A 14,965-nucleotide genomic window follows, 5' to 3' on the forward strand; every position below is an offset into this window, starting at 1 on the left:
TCATTAGTATATGTAGTTTAAGCAATGAGCAATATTGAAAATAACAAACAAAATAAAGTTCCTATGAGCACCATGATCTGGTTTTCTGGATTAAGTATGCTTGGTTTTTTAGCGACGGATATGTATTTACCTGCATTCGAAACTATTCGTCATGAATTTGAAACATCTCAAACATTAATTAGCCTGTCGCTGAGTATCTTTTTATTAGGCATGGCGCTGGGTCAATTGGTTTATGGTCCATTATCTGATCGTGTTGGTCGTAAGAAAATGCTATTCGTTGGTATGACCATATTTGTGCTTTCAACGGCTTTAATATCAGTATCTAACAGTATTGAGCTATTCCTTATTGCTCGCTTTGGTCAAGCATTAGGTGCGTGTAGTGGGACGGTAATTTGGCAAGCTGTTGTTATTGACCGTTATCAAGGTAAAGCATCAGAGCGCATCTTTGCTACTATCATGCCATTGGTTGCATTATCGCCAGCATTAGCGCCTTTGTTGGGTGCAGGCTTGGAAGAGTATTTTGGATGGCGTAGTATTTTTATTGTACTTGTAGTGATTGGTTTAGGTTTAGCATTTGCGACTAAGGGCCAAAAAGAGAGTGCGCCACTTGATAAAAAACAAGAAAAAATATCGACGCAATTAGCGCGAGATTATAAGCAAATTGTAAAATCAAAAATATTCATGGGTAATATGTTGATATTTGCTGCTTGTTCCGCTGCATTCTTCGCCTATTTAACTGGTTCGCCATTCATTATGACTGCGATGGGTTACTCTGGCGCGGATATTGGTTTGAGTTACCTGCCTCAGACAGTTGCTTTCCTTGTTGGTGGTTATGGTTGCCGTAGTCTGCTTGTACGCTTTAGCGCTAAACAATTACTACCTTGGTTAATGACGTTGTTTATTACGACCGTTGTGCTTATGTTTGTTATTGCGTTTGCAACATCACCGACAACGATCTGGCCAATTTTGATTCCATTTTGTTTCTTAGCGGTTGCTAATGGCGCGATTTATCCACTCGTGATTAATTCTGCGCTAGCGGACTTTAAAAACTGTAGTGCAACAGCTGCTGGTTTACTTAACTTCCTACAAACAATGTTCTGCTTCTTAGCAAGTAGTGTGGTATCTACATTTTCTGAACACGGTCTTTATACAGTGACAGCGGTAATGTTGTTCCAAGGTATCGTGATTGTGATTGGTTATGTATTAGCGAAACATAAAGCAACGGATGCTGCGGCAAGTACTGCTGTAGTTGCTTAGTTCGTATATGATGAAAGTTGCTTTAACGAGTGACTTTCGATTATGAAAAAAGGGGAAAGACATTAACTGTCTTTCCCCTTTTTTTATTTATTATTTCTAAAATAAATACTATTGAGCTTAGTAGCTTAGTAGCTTAGTAGCTTAGTCTTAGTGGCTTAATTCTCCACGAAGACTCTGTTGCATAAGTACTTTGATTTCTTCGCTTGGTAGCTCTTTACTGATGAGATAATGCAGTTTAGTTAACGCTGCTTCTGTCGTCATGTCATAACCAGAGATAACACCAACTTGAGCAAGGGCATCACCTGTTGCATAGCCGCCCATGTTAACTTTACCTTTAATACATTGGGTTAGATTAACGACAACGATACCGCGTTTGTTTGCCGCTTCAAGTGCATTTAAAATATCTTCGCTTTGTGGGGCATTACCGACACCGTAGCTCAGTAATATAAGTGCTTTAACAGGTTGTAATAGGATGTTACCAATGACTTCTGTTGAAATACCTGGGTAAAGTGTCACAATCGCAATTGGTTGTGGAGTGATGTTACTAACAGTAAGTGTCTTTTCTTCAATAGGTTTAACATCACCTAGCATTACTTCAATGTTGATCCCAACTTTTAATAACGTTTCACAGTTTGGTGTTGCGAAAGCGCTAAAGCCATCTGCATGCACTTTTGTTGTTCTGTTACCGCGTAATAGCTGGTTATTAAAGAATAAACATACTTCGTGTACAGGGTAGTTTGCTGCAAGGTAAAGCGAGTTAAGTAAATTGCTTTGACCATCTGAACGAATTTCTGCCAGCGGGATCTGTGAACCTGTCACAATCACGGGTTTACCAAGGTCTTCTAACATAAATGATAATGCTGATGCGGTATACGCCATGGTGTCTGTACCATGTAAGATAACAAAACCATCATATTGATCATAGTTAGTTTGAATGTCTTCGGCGATCTGCTGCCAATCTGAAGGTGACATGTTAGAAGAGTCGATTAACGGCGAGTACTCGTGAAGGGTGAAATCAGGCATTTCTTCGCGGTGGAATTCAGGTAGACGCGCTAAGCAATCTGTCATGAATCCTTCCATCGGTACATAACCGTGCTCTGAATGTTGCATACCGATCGTGCCACCAGTATACGCGATGTAGATTGATTTCTTAGCCATTAATAAATTCCCTGTGCGTTTTTAAGGAGGATTATAGTGCTGAAATCAATTAATGGAATAGTTTGTTACTAAATTGCTTAATAAAACTGCAATTAAATAGGGGATTTAAGGCAGAACTTTGAATTGAGCGGTAAATTGACATATTTACCGCTCAAGAGGAAGACTGGTCGAATCAGTTATTATCGCTGATTACAGCCTCATGACTATTTTATTTAACCTCACACACTAGGCATTGCACATACAGGCCTTGTGGATCTGAATAGTTGTTGAGTTGTGCAGCCTGTTGATTTATCGTCGCTAACCAAGTTGCAACATTACTATTCGGGTTGATGTTGAGTTGAGTTAATACTTGAGTCGCGATTGATTGAGTAAACATTGAAAGTAGTTTGTCTCGTTCACTGCGTGGCGTTTGGATCAAAATTAATGAATCACTCGATACTTCCGCTTGCTTAGCCGCTGATGCAATCGCATCATCAAGACTACCTAAACTATCAACAAGCCCTAAACGTAATGCATCACGGCCTGTCCAAACTCGGCCTTGAGCAATCGTATTCACTTGTTCGGTAGTCATTTCACGACCTTCAGCAACGACATTTAAGAAGTTACTGTAACCATTCTCGACAGTCATCTGAATGATTTTTGCCATATGTGCAGGCAGTTCTCGATTAACAGATAGCCCTGTGTAATCCGTTGTGCCTATGCCGTCACTGTAAATCCCCAATTTTGCGAGTAGTTTTTCAGTTGTTGCAAACATACCAAAGATACCAATTGAGCCTGTTATTGTTGTTGGCTTAGCCCAGATTTCATCTGCGGCAGAAGCGATCCAATAACCACCTGAAGCAGCAACACTGCCCATTGATACAATGACTGGTTTACCTGATTTTTTCACTTCTAATAGTGCTGTACGGATTTGTTCTGATGCAAAGGCACTGCCACCCGGGCTATCAATGCGTAATACTAGTGCTTTTATTTGGTCATCATCTTTAGCCTGTAATAACAGCTTCGTTAACGATTTACCACCAATTGCACCGGGAGGTTGATTACCATCTAGGATCTGACCGTTTGCAAAGATGATCCCAACACCGGGAGCATTAGCAAAACCTTGTTCTTCAAAGATTGTAGGTTGAAGAGCGAGATAATCTAAGAATTCAACTTTTTCGTATTTATCCGATTCGCTGTTTAGTTTTTTTGCTAGGTAGCGTGACATTTCTTCGCGAGTTAGCAGTTGATCTACAAGTTTTTGTTTTAAGGCATACTCTGCAATGTTGCCATTAACAGATTGTAGTTGCTCAATAAATTTATCTGCTTGCGGTGCTACATCATTGGCATTTATTGAACGGTTGTTAGCAACAGTTGCTGTATAGCTGTCCCAAAGTTGATTTAACCAGTTTAGTTTTGACTCTTTGCTCGCTTCTGACATGCCATTACGAGTGAAAGGTTCAACAAACGATTTATAAGTACCTACACGGAAAACATGCGATGAGAGGTTTAACTTATCAATTGCGTCTTTGAAGTAAAGGCTGTAGCTACCATAACCTTGCAGTAATACACCGCCTGCAGGGTTTAATAGGATTTCATCAGCAAATGAAGCAAGGAAGTATTGTTCTTGGCTAAAGTAATCACCGTAAGCATAGATAGGCTTGTTACTGTTTTTGAATTCAGTCAAGGCATCCGAAATATCAGTTAACTTGGTTAAGCTAGCTGGTTTTAATTGTGCAAGGTCGAGAATTAATGCAGTAATTGTATCGTCAGTTTGCGCGTTGTTAATGACGTTCACAACATCTGAAATTGCAATTTCGTTAACGACGTTTTTAGAATCAACGATTTCACCAATAAGCTGGTCAAACGGGTCAACTAATTTTGGTTGGTCAACCAATACGCCATTTAGGTTCAGTACCAAGGCAGTATTCTCTGCGAATGTTACTGGTGCTTCTTTTTGCTGTTGTAATGCGAGAAAAACAATAGCAATAAAAGAAATGAAAAATAGGTTTAGGATCAAATTACGCGTAAATGTAATCGAGCTACCTATTTTAGAAAGGATAAATCCGAGTATTGAGAATAATTTTCTCATTATTATATTCCTAGTAAACCCAATGGGATTAGACTGTTATGGATGTTGTTTCGTATATTAAGCCATAATTCTAGTTTAGATTAAAGCACTTACAATATAGAGGTTTGACAGTATGCAGCGGATCTAGTTCTCATTAATAATAAATAATGACAAACTAAGACTAGTGTAAACATGACAAAATGTGTTGTTAATTGTTGAAAACCAACGAAATCATGAATTTATGACTACACTTGTACGCTGTATTAGTTAAAATACCGTTTGAAATGAACGATTAAATTAATTACTCTAAAATTAAAATAGATAACAACAATGTATCAATCAAGTAGCAATTGTGTAACCACTGGGAGTGGAGTTATGTCTGCAAGCAATTATCCGAATATGTTGGCGCCGTTAGATTTAGGTTTTACAACATTGAAAAATCGAGTATTAATGGGCTCGATGCATACTGGCTTAGAAGAAGAAAAAAATGGATTTGAGAAACTGGCTGCGTTTTATGCTGAACGTGCAAAAGGCGGTGTCGGGTTAATTGTTACTGGTGGTATCTCGCCAAACCTACGTGGTCGTTTAATGCCACACGGTATGCAACTGTCTTATAAATGGCAAGCGAAGAAGCACCAAGTCGTTACACAAGCTGTTCATGATAATGGTAGTAAAATTGCCCTACAGATTCTGCATGCTGGTCGTTATGCGTATCATCCATTTAGTGTGAGCGCGAGTAAAAAGAAAGCACCGATTAACCCGTTCACACCAAGAGCAATGTCAAAACGTTCTATTCGTTGCACTATCTCTGATTTCGCTAAAACGGCTGAGTTAGCAAAATTTGCTGGTTATGACGGCGTCGAAGTCATGGGTTCTGAAGGTTACCTTATTAATCAGTTTATTTGTCGTCGTAGTAATAAGCGTACCGACGAATGGGGTGGTAGCTACCAAAATAGAATGCGCTTTCCCGTTGAAATTGTAAAATCAATTCGTGAACGTGTTGGTCAGGATTTTATTATTATCTTCCGCCTTTCAATGCTTGATCTAGTTGAAGACGGCAGTACATTCGAAGAAGCCGTTGAACTTGCGCAAGCACTTGAAAAAGCAGGTGTGACTATTATCAATACAGGTATTGGTTGGCATGAAGCGCGTGTACCAACAATTGTAACCAGTGTTCCACGTGCTGCGTTTAGCTGGGTAACGGAAAAAATGAAGGAGCACGTTAATGTTCCTTTAGTAACGACTAACCGTATTAATACACCTGAGGTTGCTGAAAACATTCTTGCTTCAGGACAAGCTGATATGGTATCGATGGCGCGTCCAATGCTTGCAGATTCTCATTTCGTAGAGAAGGCCATCGCAGGTAAAGCGGATGAAATCAATACTTGTATCGCTTGTAACCAAGCTTGTTTAGATCATGTATTTAAAGCGAAACGCGCATCTTGTCTTGTTAACCCTCGTGCTTGTTTTGAAACTGAGCTGACTTTTGAAACCGCAGCGACAGCAAAACGTATTGCAGTTGTAGGTGCGGGTCCTGCTGGTTTAGCATTTGCTTGTTATGCGGCTGAACGTGGTCATAAAATTGATATTTTTGATAGCCGTTCAGAAATTGGTGGACAGTTTAACTACGCAAAACAAGTACCGGGCAAAGAAGAATTTTTCGAAACGCTACGTTATTTTGCAAAGCAAATTGAAGTGCTTGGTATTAACTTGCATCTAAATCAGTTGGTGACAGTCAAAACACTTCAAGGTCAAGGTTATGATGATGTTGTTGTTGCAACGGGTATCAAGCCAAGAACACCTGCTATACCCGGTGTTAAACATGAAAAAGTATTAAGTTATATCGAAGTATTACGAGACCATAAACCGGTTGGTAAACGCGTTGCAGTTATTGGTGCGGGTGGTATTGGCTTTGATATTTCTGAGTATCTGGTTGAAGAAGAAGGTGAATCACCATCAACGAATACGCAGCAGTGGTTAAGCGAGTGGGGTGTAACCCAAGATGATCAAACTGTGGGTGGTTTAACGGCAGCGAAAAATACAGCTCCAGTACGTGAAGTATTCTTATTACAACGTAAAGATACCAAAGTGGGCGCAGGCTTGGGTAAAACCAGTGGTTGGGTACACAGGGCCACATTACAGAAGAAAAATGTAGAAATGATCAAGGGTGCATCTTATGACCTGATTGACGATCAAGGCTTACATATTACTGTCGATGGCGTGAAAAAAGTATTAGATGTTGATAATGTGATTTTATGCGCTGGTCAAGAACCATTTAGAGAGTTATTTGAGCAGTTAAAATCAGAAAAAATTACAACGCATTTGATTGGTGGCGCGTTTGAAGCCGGTGAACTTGATGCAAAGCGTGCAATTCGTCAAGGTGCAGAACTCGCTGCAACAATTTAATATGTAATTAATACTGATCTAATTCAAATATCAGACAATTAAGTTAACAGCTTTTTGACTGCTATTACGAAAGCTAGCCCATACTATGTATGGGCTTTTTTTATCTTCATAAATTAATCACTTGATATTTTCTGTCCCGCATTTAATACTTTAATTATCACTCATTGTTCAAAGTAGTAAATAATGGACGCAATTGACTTATTAATAAATCGCCATTCTTGTAACCAACTCTCAGCACCAGCACCTGCAGGTGAGGCGTTGGATAACATTATCAATGCAGGGCTACGGGCTCCTGATCACGGTGGTTTAACCCCTTGGCGTTTTATTATCACTGAAGGTGAAGGTTTAAAAACATTATCGCGTTATTTTCAAGATGCGGCATTTAATCTTGGAAAAGCAGAGAAAGATGTATTGAAAGCGTCGAATGCACCGTTTCGAGCACCACAAATCATTACTGTTATTGCACGAATAGAAGATCATCCAAAGATCCCGGAATCGGAGCAGTTGATGTCGGCTGGCTGTGTTGTGATGGCAATGCAAATGGCAGCACAAGCGCAAGGTTTTAATGGCATTTGGCGTACAGGCTGGTTTGCTTATGATAACTACATAAAGCAAAAACTTGAACTTGAAGCAAAAGACGAAATTGTCGGCTTTTTATATTTAGGTACACCGGATGTTTCATGTAAAAAAATTCGTCAGCTAGATACTAATAGTTTTATTACACGCATGGATAGCTAGGCTTTTTAACTTGAATCGAACGTAGGAATTTAAATGACTGCAGAATATCCAAAAGGACATTTACTTAGCGTACAGTTTCCACTTTATCATCATGTTGGTATTTCGGATGGATGTGGTCATGTTTATGAAAATTCACGAGCACGTTCCGGTCGAGGCTTAGTCAGTTTAAGTGATTTTTCTGATAATAAAGATATTATCGATCATGGTTTCTTACCAGATAGTTTACCTGCTGAAGATATCATCGATAATGCTAAGCAGCTCGTTGAAGATCCTAAACGTTATCATTTGCTCAAAAACAATTGTGAGCATTTCGTGCATGAGGTTTGTGGTGTAAGGGTAACAAGTCCACAAATACGTCGAGCCTTAATTTTAATCGCGACCTTACTCGTTGACAGGTTTGCAAGCGGCCGATTTAAATCTGCATTATTGTGGAGTATTGCTTCCCAACTATCACACTTAAACGAAGCGACATTTTCTTGGTGGAAACATGCTATTTTTACTTCCGCAGGGTTTTGGTTAGTGCTTTTAACTAATACAAATCAGGATGTTGCAGACAAAGACTGATAAGTTAATACCTCTTTGTACTTACTTTCTCCCCCCACGCGTTTACTGATTTAGTAAGCGCTTTCTAGTTATTCTCCTTATAATATCCCAATTAGACTAAAAACTCGTTAGAGTTACAATTAGTGAGCGAGATGAGCCATGGGTAATATTGAAATCATTCGCGATCATAGTTTGCCACAGAAGCAAATTATTCTTATCGCAGATAAAGTAATGGTTGATATAGCAGAGGAATATGACCTTAAGCTCCAGTGGCAGGGTGATAAACTTCATATCAAGCATGCACATACCAGAGGGTATTTACATGCTGATGCTGAGAGTATCAGAATCAAATTAAAGTTGGGAATATTTTTATTTCCAGTCAGTTTTGTATTAAAACAAAGCATCGAAGAAACGCTTGATGAGCTATTGCCAAGTGCAGTCTGTTCACATCGATAAAGTACACTAAGGCTTAAATTATGGAACAATTATCATTGGTTGAAACCTCCTTTTTATTAAGTGAGAGTACAGCAAGTCCTAAGCATTTTTCAGGGTTACAAATATTTGAACCCCCGAAGGACTATGAAGGTAATTTTGCTCGAGATCTATTTCAAAAATTGATTATGGATCCGGCAGTGGCGACGCCATTTAATTTTAAGCTGAAAAAGAGTATTGGTGGCTTATATTACTGGGTTCATGATAGCCAATTTGATTTTAATTATCATATTCGTATGTCAATGTTGCCAGGCGAAGGCTCTGATGAGCAGTTACGTGATTTAGTTGAACGTTTGCACTCACATCTTATTGATCGAACACGCCCGTTGTGGGAAGTTTATCTTATTGAGGGATTGTCTGAAGGTCGTTTTGCTATCTTTACTAAAATCCATTATGCAATGGCAGACGGTAAAATGGCAAACAGCTGGTTATCGGGTTACTTGCAAAGCGACCAATCGGTTAATGATTATCGCCCATTTTGGCAGATCCCATCATTCCGTCCAGGGTATAAAGAATCCGCAGGTGTGATCGAAAATATTTTATCGAATTACGTCAGTGGCTTGAAACAACTTAAATCGATACCTGGTTTGTTTAGACTCGGTACGCGCATGGGATTAAAGTTCATGCACTTGCGCGATAAAGGACCTGCTTTACCATTCTGCGCCCCAAGAACACCTTTCTCTGTACCTGCGACACGATCTCGTATTGTTTCTTTTGGTCGTTTACCGTTTGAAAAAATGCGTTCTATTAGCAAGATAACAGGCGTCACATTAAATGACGTTATCTTATGTTGTGTTGATATTGGCCTTAACCGTTATCTAAAAGAGAAGGGCATTTTATTACGCAAGCCATTAGTGGCTCAGGTGCCTGTTCGTATAGGCAATGGTCGTCGAAATGCATTAACAGGTGTTGAATTAGGTAATGTCGATGCAGATGCATTAGATCATTTAGAAACGATTTATAAACGTACGAGCAGTGTAAAAGAAGATTTATTTAGCTTGCCAGCCGAATCGGTTGTTAATTTTTCATTGCTGATCCAGGCGGCCGCATCAATCTCTGAGTGGCTAGGCGTGTCTAAATTCTTACCTCCATTGGGCTCAGTACTTGTGTCTAATGTACGTGGTCAGCAAGAGCATGCTTATCTAGCGGGGGCGAAGCTTACTGAAGTATATCCAGTATCAGTACTTTCTGCTGGTACAGCATTAAACATTACATTATACAGCTATCATGAAAAGGTGTTTTTTGGCCTTGTTGGTTGTAAAAATGAATTACCAGATTTAGATATGCTGTCACGTCATGTTGAAGCCGCTTGTGAAATATTATCGGATGATATTCTTGATAATGCGAAGCAGCACTCAGTACTCATTTCTTCTCGTTAAAATATGAGGTGGTGACTTAGGTTGCCATCTTTATATGTCCCTTCTTCATATTTCATGCTACTTTGATTAAGTTACACATTTGTTAAATGTGAGCGTGTCGTTAGTTCTGCATTTAGAAGAAAAATTCTAATATGTACGACTATAATTTTATTATATGTACAGATATAGTTCGAGGTTATCTTGATTAGTTGGCAAGCTAAAGCGCTTAATTTGTTTTTAAAGCAAACCGTTAAGCGTTCCATTGAAAATACTAAAGATGTAAATAAATTACGTTTTCAAATGCGAGCGTTGGATAAGTTTACATTTGGTGTTAGTGCTAAAATTGAGCGTACACAGTTAATTCGTGAAGGGATCTTGTGTGACGAAATAAAGCTGAAACTGTCAAATAGTAAGAAAAAATTATTATATATTCACGGTGGGGCATTCGTATTCAAAACACCCGCAATACATAATAACTTTATCGCCAGATTGGTTGAACCGTTAGACGTTCACGCTATTGTTCCAGATTATCCTCTTGCTCCAGAGCATCCTTTCCCTGCCGCCTTAGATTGTTGTTATGCTGTTTATAAATCGCTATTGGATTCAGGTACATTACCTGAAGATATCATTATAGGTGGAGATTCTGCGGGTGGTAACATCGCGTTATCTTTACTATTACGCGCGAAGCATAATGGTTTACCGATGCCAAGTTGCTGCGTTTTATTATCACCAGTCGCAGATATGACTCAGAGCGGTTTATCTTCGGTGGAAAATCGTTTCAGTGATGCGTTGTTTAGCTTAGAGGTGATGCTGCATTGCCGTAACTTATATTTAGAAGACGATAATCATGACCTGCACAATCATGAGATATCCCCTTTATTTGGTGACTTCTCAGGGTTCCCACCGTTTATGTTCCATGCTGGTAGCGCTGAATTAATGCGTGATGATTCCACTCGGCTAGCAGAATTTATGTTGGCTAAAGGCGTAGATGCTCACATACAGATTTGGCATCAAATGCCGCATGTATTTCCATTGTTTGAGCAATTGCCTGAAAGTAAAGCTGCACTACAGCAGATTGTTGAGTTTATAAAGAAGCATTAAGAATATTAGCTAAATCCACATTTAATTATAAATAATCATATAAAATATATCATATTCGGAAAGTTTTCTGAATATGATATATGCTGTTCTATAAAACCCTTTATTATAGCCATATAAACCAAGTGTAAACATATGTAGAGGCTATTATGAATAAAGAACAAGTATTACAAGCTATTGAATTATTGAAAGAAGGTCGTTCTTTAACTGAAGTAACTAAGATTGCGAACATCAACGTAATGTACGTAAGTGTCATCCGAAAATTAATGGTGATGAACCTGATTAATGTTGATGCTTAATAGCCACAACAAAGAATAACAGTTTACCGTATTCAAAAAAAAGGCCAGCAAGATAATAATTATCTTGCTGGCCTTTTTGTTTTAAGCGACTTACTTATTTTAAATAAAAAGTAAGTCAGACTTAAATTAGAATTCCGCTGTGCGAGGTGCACGTGGGAAAGGAATTACGTCACGGATATTTTGCATACCTGTTACATAAGACACTAAACGTTCGAAGCCTAGACCAAAACCAGAATGTGGCACTGTACCGAAACGACGTAGGTCGCGGTACCACCAGTAATCTTCTTTGTTTAAGCCCATTTCTTCCATACGCTTATCAAGCATATCTAAACGTTCTTCACGTTGGCTACCGCCGATGATTTCACCGATGCCTGGTGCAAGTACGTCCATTGCCGCAACTGTTTTACCGTCTTCATTCATACGCATGTAGAATGATTTAATATCTTTCGGGTAGTTTTTAACAACAACAGGTGCTTTGAAGTGTTCTTCAGCAAGGTAACGTTCGTGCTCAGAAGACATATCGATACCCCAAGAAACTGGGAATTCGAATTCTTTACCACATTCTTCTAAGATCTTAATTGCATCTGTGTAATCAATTTGTGCAAAGTCAGAATCTACGAAGCTTTCTAAACGAGTAATTGCTTCTTTGTTGATACGTTGTGCAAAGAACTGCATGTCATCCATACGTTCTTCTAGTACTGCTCTAAAGCAATATTTAAGCATATCTTCAGCTAGTTTTGCAGCATCGTCTAAATCAGCAAACGCAATCTCAGGTTCAACCATCCAGAATTCTGCAAGGTGACGCGTTGTGTTTGAGTTTTCAGCACGGAACGTTGGACCGAAAGTATAAACTTTACCAATCGCACAAGCATAAGTTTCAGCGTTAAGTTGACCAGAAACTGTTAGGAAAGTCTCTTTACCAAAGAAATCTTCTTTGTAATCAACGTCACCTTTATCAGTTAAAGGCAGGTTATTCATATCCAGTGTACTTACACGGAACATTTCACCAGCACCTTCACAATCACTACCAGTGATAAGAGGTGTGCTTAACCAGTTATAACCATTTTCATGGTAAAAACGGTGAATAGCTTGTGATAAACAGTTACGTACGCGCATTACTGCACCCATAACGTTAGTACGGCCACGTAGGTGAGCGTGTTCACGAAGGTACTCGATGCTGTGACGTTTAGCTGACATTGGGTAAGTGTCTGGGTCTTCTACTAAACCAAGTACGATAACTTCTGTTGCTTGGATTTCGAATGCTTGACCTTTACCTGGTGATTCAACTACAACACCTGTAACTTCAACTGAACAACTTGCAGTAAGATTTAAAACGTCTTCTGCGTAGTTTGGTAGATCTTTGCTTACAACTGCTTGGATAGGATCGAAACACGAACCATCGTAAATAGCTAAGAAAGAGATACCAGCTTTAGAATCACGACGTGTGCGGATCCAGCCTTTCGTTGTAACTGTACTGCCTACCGGGAATTTACCGGCAAAAATATCTTTAACTGACGTATGCGTCATAGGATTATTGCTCTCCAGCATAAAAAGCTCTTGCTGAGCGAATGATGATTATTTAAGTAAGGTTATATTACCTTTGCAGATGAAGTATACAAGTAAAAACAACGAAAAATCATTTTGTTTGCTTAATATTTAGTAAATTAACACTGATAATTGCAAATGGTTAAGGATTCTAATGATAATTAATTTGTTTTTTCTTTTGTTGTAATATACGCGCTTGATTTAAAATACTGCTACTAGGCTTTATTTGGGGATTGTTTGATTCGGTACTTGTACGACGCTTTAAACTTTGTTCTAGCTTATCAAAATAACTCGATTCACTAATATTGTTGTCGAGCATTAAATTATAACGTTCTGACAATCCTTGCGTTCCGGTTGCGTGTTCCAGCTTGTTGATAATGTTATGTTCGAACTTCGCTTCAGTTATGTAGCGAGTTATATCAGTTAATGGCGCGATGACTTTGATATAAATAGCATAAGTAATGGCGATAAAACTCACTAAACATAAGCTGATAATAATGACACTGCTGAGCATAAATAGACTCCACTAAATTAACGGTATTAAACAAATAGAGGATTGAGCTATACCTCGTTATTGTTTGCTTATCTTTAGCAAAGCCTATTTTTAGGACAATGCAAGTTGAATTCATATTAAGCTTAGTTCAACTTACATTAACCCACTACTGATACCAAATATCAGCAGAGAGTACTTGTTTGATCACATTGCATAATGTCGCTAGCTCGGCATCAGAAATGATATAAGGAGGCATGATATAAAGGAGCTTCCCGAAAGGTCTTATCCAGACGCCTAATTCCACAAATAATACCTGTGCCTTTGCAAGATCAATGGATTGTTTTGTTTCAATCACACCAATACTACCAAGTACACGCGCATCTGTGACTTGCTCATGATCTGCTAATGATAATAGACCGTGTTGTAGTTGCTGTTCAATGTGTTGTACACGTGTTTGCCAATCTGTCGCCATTAATAAGTCAATACTGGCATTTGCAACTGCACAAGCTAATGGGTTACCCATAAACGTAGGCCCATGCATCAATACGCCACTTGGACCATTACTGATTGTTTCTGCAACATGGCGAGTAGTGAGGGTTGCTGCTAACGTCATGTAACCACCAGTAATGCCTTTACCCAAGCACATAATGTCAGGCGTTATTTCAGCGTGTTCACAAGCAAAGAGTTTACCGGTACGGCCAAAGCCTGTTGCAATTTCGTCTGCAATGAGTAGTACGTCATAGCGTTCACAAAGTAATTTCGCCTGACGTAAAAATTCGGGGTGGTAAAATTTCATGCCACCGGCACCTTGCACGATAGGTTCCAGCATGAGCGCTGCTATTTGTTGATGATTGTCTTCTAGCGTTTGCTCTAAATCATCCATGGCACTTTGTTGCCATTGTTCATTAAACTTGATACTTGGTGCATCGATAAAAAACTGTGGCGCTAAAAATCCGGTAAATAATTCATGCATGCCATTATCGGGATCGCAAACAGACATAGCCCCAAAGGTATCGCCATGGTAACCGTTACGTATGGTGATGAACTTTTTCTTGCTTGGTTGTTGGTGATGCCAGTATTGAATAGCCATTTTCATTGATACTTCAACACTGACTGATCCCGAGTCCGATAAGAAGACGCATTCCAAACCATCAGGTGTGATGTCCACTAGTTTTTTGCATAGATTAATGGCTGGTTCGTGGGTGATACCGCCAAACATCACATGCGACATTTTACTCGCTTGTGCTTGCATGGCTTGATTTAGCGAGGGCACGTTATAGCCATGAATAGAGGCCCACCAAGAAGACATACCATCGATTAATTGTGTGCCATCATTTAATGTGAGATAAACGCCATCCGCACTATCAACGTGATAACAAGGGAGTGGTTTTGTCATCGATGTGTATGGGTGCCAGATGTGTTGCTGGTCGAACTTCATTAAATCACTGTTTGTTTTTTGAGTCATTGTAAACCTTGGTTTTAGCATTTGGTTGACCTTGCGGCTATGCTCGATAGACTAATCGAGTTT

General features: G+C 39.2%; 13 protein-coding genes. 8 read left to right on the forward strand and 5 right to left on the reverse strand.

Annotated features, from left to right (window positions below):
• Nucleotides 1-24: 24 nt before the first annotated feature.
• Nucleotides 25-1,257, forward strand: coding sequence for a purine nucleoside transporter PunC (gene punC / locus HWV00_RS09085; protein WP_211685771.1), 1,233 nt, complete (start codon nucleotides 25-27; stop codon nucleotides 1,255-1,257).
• Between the two features lie 147 nt (nucleotides 1,258-1,404).
• On the opposite strand, the gene ansA is transcribed toward punC, so the two are convergent.
• Together ansA and sppA are read right to left on the reverse strand one after the other, a co-directional pair.
• A complete protein-coding gene (gene ansA, locus HWV00_RS09090) occupies nucleotides 1,405-2,415 on the reverse strand; it encodes an asparaginase (protein WP_211685773.1) in 1,011 nt (336 codons plus the stop codon).
• A gap of 208 nt (nucleotides 2,416-2,623) precedes the next feature.
• The gene (gene sppA / locus HWV00_RS09095; protein WP_211685775.1) at nucleotides 2,624-4,486 is read right to left on the reverse strand and encodes a signal peptide peptidase SppA; all 1,863 of its coding nucleotides are present in this window, start codon (nucleotides 4,484-4,486) and stop codon (nucleotides 2,624-2,626) included.
• A gap of 354 nt (nucleotides 4,487-4,840) precedes the next feature.
• Between sppA and HWV00_RS09100 the strand changes: the two genes are divergently transcribed.
• The 7 genes from HWV00_RS09100 (at nucleotide 4,841) to HWV00_RS09130 (ending at nucleotide 11,399) form a co-directional block, all read left to right on the forward strand.
• The gene (locus HWV00_RS09100; protein ID WP_211685777.1) at nucleotides 4,841-6,871 is read left to right on the forward strand and encodes an NADPH-dependent 2,4-dienoyl-CoA reductase; all 2,031 of its coding nucleotides are present in this window, start codon (nucleotides 4,841-4,843) and stop codon (nucleotides 6,869-6,871) included.
• A 183-nt stretch (nucleotides 6,872-7,054) separates the two neighbouring features.
• A complete protein-coding gene (locus HWV00_RS09105) occupies nucleotides 7,055-7,609 on the forward strand; it encodes an NAD(P)H nitroreductase (RefSeq protein ID WP_211685779.1) in 555 nt (184 codons plus the stop codon).
• A 33-nt stretch (nucleotides 7,610-7,642) separates the two neighbouring features.
• The gene (locus tag HWV00_RS09110) at nucleotides 7,643-8,173 is read left to right on the forward strand and encodes a lecithin retinol acyltransferase family protein (RefSeq protein WP_211685781.1); all 531 of its coding nucleotides are present in this window, start codon (nucleotides 7,643-7,645) and stop codon (nucleotides 8,171-8,173) included.
• A gap of 138 nt (nucleotides 8,174-8,311) precedes the next feature.
• Entirely contained in the window at nucleotides 8,312-8,608 is a 297-nt protein-coding gene (locus HWV00_RS09115) for a polyhydroxyalkanoic acid system family protein (protein WP_211685783.1), read from the forward strand.
• Between the two features lie 20 nt (nucleotides 8,609-8,628).
• On the forward strand, nucleotides 8,629-10,023 hold the full coding sequence (locus tag HWV00_RS09120; RefSeq protein WP_211685785.1) for a wax ester/triacylglycerol synthase family O-acyltransferase: 1,395 nt from the start codon (nucleotides 8,629-8,631) through the stop codon (nucleotides 10,021-10,023).
• A 180-nt stretch (nucleotides 10,024-10,203) separates the two neighbouring features.
• The gene (locus HWV00_RS09125) at nucleotides 10,204-11,103 is read left to right on the forward strand and encodes an alpha/beta hydrolase (RefSeq protein WP_211685786.1); all 900 of its coding nucleotides are present in this window, start codon (nucleotides 10,204-10,206) and stop codon (nucleotides 11,101-11,103) included.
• A 146-nt stretch (nucleotides 11,104-11,249) separates the two neighbouring features.
• Nucleotides 11,250-11,399 carry a hypothetical protein gene (locus tag HWV00_RS09130; protein WP_211685788.1) on the forward strand — a complete coding sequence of 50 codons (150 nt, stop codon included), beginning with the start codon at nucleotides 11,250-11,252 and terminating at the stop codon, nucleotides 11,397-11,399.
• Between the two features lie 126 nt (nucleotides 11,400-11,525).
• On the opposite strand, the gene asnS is transcribed toward HWV00_RS09130, so the two are convergent.
• The 3 genes from asnS to bioA all read right to left on the reverse strand — a co-directional run bounded on the left by asnS (nucleotide 11,526) and on the right by bioA (nucleotide 14,902).
• Nucleotides 11,526-12,926 carry an asparagine--tRNA ligase gene (asnS, locus tag HWV00_RS09135; protein WP_211685790.1) on the reverse strand — a complete coding sequence of 467 codons (1,401 nt, stop codon included), beginning with the start codon at nucleotides 12,924-12,926 and terminating at the stop codon, nucleotides 11,526-11,528.
• 169 nt (nucleotides 12,927-13,095) lie between these two features.
• On the reverse strand, nucleotides 13,096-13,458 hold the full coding sequence (locus HWV00_RS09140; protein WP_211685791.1) for a hypothetical protein: 363 nt from the start codon (nucleotides 13,456-13,458) through the stop codon (nucleotides 13,096-13,098).
• Nucleotides 13,459-13,603: 145 nt separating this feature from the next.
• Nucleotides 13,604-14,902, reverse strand: coding sequence for an adenosylmethionine--8-amino-7-oxononanoate transaminase (bioA, locus tag HWV00_RS09145; protein WP_211685793.1), 1,299 nt, complete (start codon nucleotides 14,900-14,902; stop codon nucleotides 13,604-13,606).
• Between the last annotated feature and the right edge of the window lie 63 nt (nucleotides 14,903-14,965).

It is taken from the genome of Moritella sp. 24 (assembly GCF_018219155.1).
In the GTDB taxonomy this organism is placed as follows: Bacteria; Pseudomonadota; Gammaproteobacteria; order Enterobacterales; family Moritellaceae; genus Moritella.